Raw genomic sequence first — 6,872 nt, 5'->3', positions numbered from 1 at the left:
GCAGCGTCAGATGTGTATAAGAGACAGGCGTGTCACTCGCCCGGAGGCGCTGCGCATGATGACGATCAACAACGCCTACATCACGATGGAAAGAGGACGCGAAAAAAGGCTCGCTGGAGCCCGGCAAGCTCGCCGACCTGGTGGTGCTGTCGAAGGACTATCTGTCGGTTCCCGAAGCGCAGATCAAGGACATCGAAGTGCTGGCGACCATGGTCGGCGGCAAGGTGGTGTTCCAGCGTCCGGCGGCGGCAGTGACTTTGCAGTGATGTGAACTGCCCGCGCGGCGCCCACGCCAGCGTGTGTTGCACGCAGACATATGCAAATGCATATAATGCTCTTCGTCCCTGATTCTTCCTCTGAAGTGAGTGTGGCATGTCGGTCGATTTCGCAGCGTTGCGTAACGAGTTTCCTGTCCTCCAGCACAAGACCTATCTGAACAGCGGTTCGTACTGCGCGCTGGCGAACGATGTGAAGGCTGCGTTCGAGTCCTACATGAACGATCGCCTCGCGGTCGGTGCGAATTGGGATGTGTGGGTGACGAAGAACGAGGCGGTGCGCAATCTGATGGCTCAGGTGCTATGCGCAGCGCCCGATGAAATCGCGGTGACTGCCTCGGCATCCGCCGGCATCAACGCGCTGGCGAGCGCACTGGATTTCTCCGGCCCACGCAACAAAGTGGTCGTCACCGATTTCGAGTTTCCGACCAACGCACAGATCTGGCACGCGCAGGAGCGGCGCGGCGCGGAAGTCGTGCACGTTCATCGCGACGCGGACGGCTACATTCCTGCGGAAATGTTCGCTGATGTAATCGACGAGCGCACGCAATTGGTGGCCATCACGCACGTTTGTTTCCGCAACGGTGCGAAGCTCGATATTCCGGGCATCGTACGCCTGGCTCGAGCCAAGGGAGCCAAAGTTCTGCTCGATACGTACCAGTCCGTCGGCTCATGCCATATCGACGTGAAGGCCCTGGACGTCGATTTCGTCGTCGGCGGAATGTTGAAGTACCTGCTGGGCACCGCGGGCATCGGCTTCATGTACGTGCGCGGCGAGCTGATCGAATCGCTGGTGCCGACCAACAGCGGCTGGTGGGCGCAGGAGCAGGTGACGGCGATGGACATCACCGCCAATCGCCCCTCGCGCAGCGCACGCCGTTTCGAAGCAGGCACTCCGGCAGTGGTGAACTGCTATGCCGCCGAAGCGGGCTTGAAGACGTTGCTCCGTGTCGGCACGCCAGCCATTGAAGAGCGCATTCGCGGACTGACGCGAATGTGCCTGGACAATTTGCGGGAAATCGGCTGGCCGTCCATTACGCCGGACCAGGGCGATCGGCGCGGCGCGATGGTGTGCGTGCCCTCCCGCGACAGCGCCGGGCTGTTCGCAGAACTCGAGAAGCGCGACATCGTGACCTCGTTCCGCGATGCCAACCTGCGCGCCAGTCACCACTTCTACAACGACGCCGACGACGTCGCGCGCTTCATCGGAGCGATGAAGGACTTGCGCGATCGATTCCGCCCCGCCTGAGCCCGTTCCCTCCTGGTAGTTCCGGAGTAGGGGACGGAGCCCCGGCCAGCGTAGAATGCCCGACCTCTTGTCGGGCTACCGGGGTGGACAGTGGCATGACTCAGTATGGCGGCTACGGTCATTGCGTGACCGAACTAGTCAACGTCGGCGCGCAGCAGGCATTCGACTTTCTGTCCAACCCATTGAACGTGGGCACCTGGTCGCTCGGTTGCATGCATACCGAGGCCACGTCCGAAGCCGGGAAATACGTCGGCACCTCGCTGTTCGACGGACAGCGCTTGCAGCTCCAACTCGAGGCGTCGCGCGAACTGCTGTTGATCGACTATCTGGTGGGCGCAGTCCAGCCCCTGCGCCCGAGAATCAGCATCCGGATCGTCGCCGCGGAGACCTGCGACCTCACGCCAGACCAGTGCTATGTGAGCCTCATGGCCTGGCGTTCGACCCAGATGACCGACCACAGATGGAGCCAGCTGTGCGCCTCGCACGAGGCGGAAATCTGGCTGATCAAAGCTCGCCTCGAAGCAGCTGGCGGCGGCTAGCGATATCCGTAGCTCCACTGACCGCGCAGGACCTACGGCGCGGACCTGACGTACGCCGCTGCGAGGCGCGTAGATCACGAGAGCAGCGACGGCTTCAAGACGTCGCCACGCGCGTTCCGCCGCCATGAGCGAATCGCCGTTGTGACGATTCGCAAGTAAGACTGCATCTCACTTTAGTTTTTCATTCGCGAGGCGATCTGGTCGCCGTCCGCTGCGGTTTTCTATTTTGGGGCGCAAGCAGCGACCCTTGCACCAAAACTGCTCCGTTGTTCAACCGATTTCTCTCGGCCGCGCGCGCCAGGGAACATCGCCGATGATTGTGCAACCAACGGCAGCACTGATGCACCACGAGACGCCGCGATCGCGACACGAGCGTGCAAGCACTCTCGATACGTTGCCCAATAACAGCACAGTCCGAAGTGACAAATCCTCGCGCTCATTCCAAACCGCGCGCGCCACCGCAAAACTGCCAACCTCTTTTGACTAGACTTTCAAATTTCATTTGTCTATATAATTGATTCGAAGTCGTTCACCGGAATACGGTTCCGGTGCTGAAGGGGGACGACCACCAAGGGGATGATCGGGGAACACCGGCCTCCATTGGACCAGCGTGCGTGATGGTTACCAATTCATTCTGGGGAGGTCGATTCCAATGGTTCTTTTCACTTCGGGGCAGGCGCATACGCATCGTCGATCGTTCGTGCTCGAGCGCACAGTTGCTCGCACCCTGGCGATGACCCGACGCGCTGGAAGAATCGGCGGATACGCCGCGCTCGGAATGATGTCGCTCTGCGCTTCGCACTCGGCGTGGTCTCAGGCCGCGAGCGATACAGCGCTCGTCGAAGTCGTCGTCACCGGCACGCGCATCGTACGCGACGGTTACGAAGCGCCGACGCCGGTCAGCGTGCTCGGCGTCGAACAAATTCAATCGTTCGGCTCGCCGAACATTGCCGACGCGGTGAACACCTTGCCGGCACTGTCGGGCAGCGTATCGCCCGCGTCGTCCGTCACCACGGCGAGCACTGGCAATTCCAACATCAACGCGTTGAACCTGCGCGCGCTGGGAGAAAACAGAACGCTGGTGCTGATCGACGGTCAGCGCTCGGTTGCCTCTTCGCTATCCGGACTGGTCGATGTGAATTTGATTCCGCAGGACCTGATCTCACAAGTCGAAGTCGTGACAGGCGGCGCCTCCGCGGTGTACGGCTCCGATGCGCTCGGCGGCGTCGTGAACTTCGTCCTCGACAAGAAGTTCACCGGCATGAAGACCACGTCGCAATACGGCTCGACCACCCACGGCGACGGCGACAACTGGATGGCCAGTGCCACCTTCGGCACGCCGTTCGCCGACGGTCGCGGTCATTTCATTTTCAGCGCCAGCGCGCGTCAGCAAAGCGTGATTCCGATCAATCGCCGCGATTGGAACCTGAAAGGCTGGCAATTCATGAACAACCCGAGCTATGCGCCGGGCAACGGTCAGCCGCAGCGCCTGCTGCTGGACCAGGTATCGGTGAGTACTGGTATCGCTGGCGGCATCATTACGAACGGTCCCCTGCGGGGCACTGCGTTCGGACCTGGTGGTCAGCCTTATACATTCAACTTCGGCGATCTGGTGACAGATCCCGACATGCGTGGCGGCGATTGGGAACTGTCTCAGGTGCGCGGCACGCGCGCTGGCGCAAGTTTGCTCGGCGGCTCGCGCACGCATAGCGGCTTCATGCGCGTGTCGTGGGATCTCACCGATGACGTGAATATCTACTTTCAAGCAGCCAGCGCTCGCGACAAGAACCGCAACTACGCGTTCTCGCTGGAAGACACCGGCAGTATTCAACTCAGCGTGGACAACGCGTTCATTCCCGAGTCGGTGCGCCAGGCGATGCTCGACCAAGGCGTGACGACGTTCCGGCTCGGCACGATGCACCCGGATCTGGACATCGCGACGCCAGTGAACGATCGCCGCGTCACGCGCTTCGTCCTGGGCGCCACCGGCAGCCTCGGCGACAAGTGGGAATGGGACGCCTACTACCAGCGCGGTGTGTCCGATCTGCATGTAATGACGGAAGGCATCTGGGTGAATTCGTATCTCGCGCTCGCCTACGACGCCGTGGTCAATCCTGCAAACGGCACGATCGTCTGCCGCTCGACGCTGACGAATCCTGGCAACGGCTGCGTTCCCTACAATCCCATGGGCATTGGCGTGAACTCGCAGGCCGCGCGCGACTACGTGCAGGGCAATGGCGAAAAGATGTGGCGCTACCAGCAGCTCACGCAAGATGTCGCGGCTGTGTCGTTGAGTGGCTCGCCGTTCGCGACCTGGGCCGGCGATGTCTCCGTGGCAACTGGTGTCGAATGGCGCAAGGAGTGGATCGGCAAAGGCGAGAACGACGCGATCTCCGAGCGCTTCGGCTGGTGGGTCGGCGGTTATCCGTCCACCCAGGGCAGCTATGACGTAACCGAGGGCTATATCGAAACCGTCATTCCGCTTGCGAAAGATCTGCCGGCGCTGAAAGCGCTCGACGTGAGCGGCGCGATTCGCGTGACCGAGTACAGCACGTCTGGCAGCGTGGAAACGTGGAAGGCAGGTCTGAACTGGGCGCCACTGGACGATATTCGTTTCCGTGCCACGTTGTCGCACGACATCCGCGCGCCGAATCTGGAAGAGCTGTTCAGCCGAGGCAGTGGCGGCGCGCCGGCGGTCACGAATCCGTGGCTCGGCAATGCGACGGAATACATCACTTCACCGCGCCTGGGTAATACCCTGCTGACACCGGAAAAANAAGCAGAACGGCTTTCGGCGCCGGCTTTCGTGCTGACGCCGCGAGTGCTGCCTGGGTTTCGCGCTGTCGGTCGACTACTGGAGCGTCGACATCGAAGACGCGATCGGCCTGCCGACGACTCAGGACATCATCGACAACTGCTATCAAGGCCAGACGGTGTGCTGCTCGGCGATCGACTTCTATCCGGGCACGGACAACCTGTTCGTGGTTCGTCGCACGCCGTTCAACTATACGTCGCAGGTCGCACGCGGCATCGATTTCGAGACCAGCTATCGGTTCGAAATGAGCGATCTGATCGACGGAGCGCCGGGCTCGGTTCGGCTGCGTGCGCTCGCGACCAATTACAAGCGCAACGCGACCACGACCGAAGGAGTCGTCGACGACACGGCCGGCATGAACACGTCGTTCGGTCCGCCGAGCTGGAAGTGGAACGCCTCGATCGGCTACGCCCTGGAGTCGTTCACCGCCTCTGTGACGGCACGCGGCATCAGCTCCGGCGTGTATGACAATGACTGGATCGAGTGCAGCAGCGGCTGTCCCACGTCCACGACGAAGTACGTGACGGTCAGTGACAACCACATCGATGGCGCGGTGTACTTCGACCTCGCGCTGTCGTACGGGATCGATGTTGGCGCCACGCAGATCGAGGGCTTCCTCAACGTGAGAAACATCACCGACAAGGACCCGGCAATCGTGGCGGCCAATCCCGGTGGCTTCAACTATACGATCGCCCCAGCGAATGCGCGGCTGTACGACGTGCTCGGCCGAACGTTTACTGTGGGATTCCGCATGAATCTCTGAGCACCTCGACCAGCGCGGGCGGCGATCAAGCCGCCCGCATCGTCGTGCATTGTTTCTTTGCCGATTGCGGAGACCGTCGAGCATGCAAGGTTCATTGATCAGGGTAGCGCTCATGGTGCTGGCGTTCGCGCCGTTAGTGGGGCAGGCGTCGGAGCCGGCGGCGGACAAGGTTCCCGAATACGAACTCGACTCCAGCTGGCCGAGGCTGCCACTGCCGAATCAGTGGGCGCTCGGGCTCATCAACGGCATCCATGTCGATGCCAACAATCATCTGTGGATGTTCCATAGCCCGGAACTGGTGCCCAATTACGCGCGCGGCGCGGCGCAGGTACCGCCGACTGGAAAGTGCTGCGTGCCAGCGCCGGCGATCATCGAGTTCGACGAGCAGGGCAATGTGCTGCGCGCCTGGGGCGGGCCCGAGCAGGCCAAAGGTTACGACTGGCCAAGCGCGGGGCATGGCCTGTATGTCGACTACAAAGGAAACATCTGGATCGGCGGCAGCCAGACGCGCGTCGGTAGCGACGGCAGTCCGCCGGATGGCATGTATCTGAAGTTCGATCCGAACGGAAAGCTTCTGCTGCAGATCGGCGGACGCGGCCCGTCCAAGGGCAGTTTGGATCCGACGCAACTGAGTGGTGCCGCGGCAGTCGATGTGGATCCCGAGACCAACGAAGCTTTCATCGCCGACGGCTATGGCAATCACCGCGTCATCGTGTTCGATGCGGATACCGGCAAGTTCAAGCGTCAGTGGGGCGCCTACGGCAAGCCGCCGACCGACGAAAAACTGCCGCGTTATGACGGCGGCCCGACGCTGCCGAAGCAGTTCAATCTGGTTCATTGCATTCGCATCGCGAAGGACGGACTGGTCTACGTCTGTGATCGGCTCAACAACCGCATGCAGGTGTTCCGCAAGGACGGCACGTTCGTGACCGAATATGTCTACGAGCCGCACACCCAGGGGTCGGGTTCGGTCGGCAATGTCAGCCTGTGGCCGGACGCGCAGCAGACCTTCATGGTGATGAACGATCCAGGCAACTTTCAGACCGTGCTGCTGCGTCGCGCCGACGGCAAGGTGCTGAGCCGCTTCGGTCACTTCGGCACCTGGGCGGGCGAATACCATCGCAATCACCAGATGGAATTCGATCTCAAAGGCAACATTTATACGTCGGAAGACCATCGCGTGCAGCGGCTCAAGATCGTCAACGGCGTCACTCCCTGATGGTCAGAGTAA

General features: G+C 61.5%; 4 protein-coding genes and 2 pseudogenes. All 6 read left to right on the top strand.

Features of this window, described 5'->3' with window-relative positions:
- Positions 1–86: 86 nt before the first annotated feature.
- A pseudogene (locus D0550_RS22585) lies at positions 87–266 on the top strand (amidohydrolase family protein); the annotation flags it as partial.
- A 106-nt stretch (positions 267–372) separates the two neighbouring features.
- Positions 373–1,524: an aminotransferase class V-fold PLP-dependent enzyme gene (locus tag D0550_RS22580; RefSeq protein ID WP_116811447.1), complete on the top strand. Its 1,152-nt coding sequence runs from the start codon at positions 373–375 to the stop codon at positions 1,522–1,524.
- A 95-nt stretch (positions 1,525–1,619) separates the two neighbouring features.
- Entirely contained in the window at positions 1,620–2,063 is a 444-nt protein-coding gene (locus tag D0550_RS22575) for an SRPBCC family protein (RefSeq protein WP_116811446.1), read from the top strand.
- A gap of 652 nt (positions 2,064–2,715) precedes the next feature.
- Positions 2,716–4,779 (top strand): annotated as a pseudogene (locus tag D0550_RS22570) (TonB-dependent receptor plug domain-containing protein); the annotation flags it as partial.
- Between the two features lie 112 nt (positions 4,780–4,891).
- Positions 4,892–5,641 (top strand): TonB-dependent receptor domain-containing protein, encoded by a 750-nt coding sequence (locus tag D0550_RS36465; protein ID WP_322109742.1) that lies wholly within the window; start codon positions 4,892–4,894, stop codon positions 5,639–5,641.
- Between the two features lie 82 nt (positions 5,642–5,723).
- The gene (locus D0550_RS22565; protein ID WP_116811445.1) at positions 5,724–6,860 is read left to right on the top strand and encodes an NHL repeat-containing protein; all 1,137 of its coding nucleotides are present in this window, start codon (positions 5,724–5,726) and stop codon (positions 6,858–6,860) included.
- Positions 6,861–6,872 lie beyond the last annotated feature (12 nt).

The organism is Steroidobacter cummioxidans, assembly GCF_003104955.1.
Note: the sequence above shows the minus strand (reverse complement) of the source record. Positions and strands in the feature narration are given on the sequence as shown.

What these genes read in the sequence shown, in the direction of transcription:
- D0550_RS22580 (WP_116811447.1), top strand. Translation starts at nt 373, where the DNA reads ATGTCGGTCGATTTCGCAGCGTTGCGTAACGAGTTTCCTGTCCTCCAG.
- D0550_RS22575 (WP_116811446.1), top strand. Translation starts at nt 1,620, where the DNA reads ATGACTCAGTATGGCGGCTACGGTCATTGCGTGACCGAACTAGTCAAC.
- D0550_RS22565 (WP_116811445.1), top strand. Translation starts at nt 5,724, where the DNA reads ATGCAAGGTTCATTGATCAGGGTAGCGCTCATGGTGCTGGCGTTCGCG.